Below are 670 nucleotides of genomic sequence, written 5' to 3'. Positions count from 1 at the left end.
GCCGACCCAGGAGCGCCTCGGCGCCCGTGCCGAGGATCGCGGCAGCCTGACCTGGGTCAAGACAGCGGCGGAGGCGGTGACTGCCGCAGATTTCGTGCAAGAGAGTGCTCCCGAACGGTTGGAGCTAAAGCGAAAACTCTATGCCGAGATCGAACCACTGGTGCCTGCCGATGCGGTCATCGCCACGTCCACCTCCGGGTTCACTATCGTCGATCTACAGGTAGAGGGCTCGCGATCGCCGCGCGTCATCATCGGACACCCGTTCAACCCCCCTTATCTCATTCCGCTGGTCGAGGTCGCCGGCGCAGCGCACACCAGCAGGGAGGCGCTCGGCGCTGCGGAGGCGTTTTATCAGTCAATCGGGAAAGTCGTCATTCGCATGGATCACGAGATCCCTGGCTTCATCGCCAACCATCTCCAGGCGGCGCTGGAGCGGGAGGCAATGCATCTGGTCGCTGAGGGCCATGCAACGCCCCAGCAGATCGATGCCGCAGTGGTGCATGGTCTCGCCCCACGCTGGAGCGCAATTGGCCCCTGCATGGTGCGCAACATGGGCAACCCCGCCGGTATCGGCGCTTATTTCGAGCGCTTTTATCAGGGAAGCGAACCATCTCTCTCTCACGTGAAACCGCCAGAGTTCACGCCTGAATTCATTCGGGCCATGGAAGAG

1 protein-coding gene is annotated in these 670 nt (G+C 62.4%); it reads left to right on the top strand.

The features are described 5' to 3' along the window. On the top strand, positions 1–670 hold a 670-nt coding region (locus RAD10_RS41455), incomplete at both ends, for a 3-hydroxyacyl-CoA dehydrogenase NAD-binding domain-containing protein (protein ID WP_461621977.1).

This window comes from Bradyrhizobium sp. 23AC (assembly GCF_054863025.1).
This window is presented reverse-complemented; position numbering and strand designations above follow the sequence as displayed.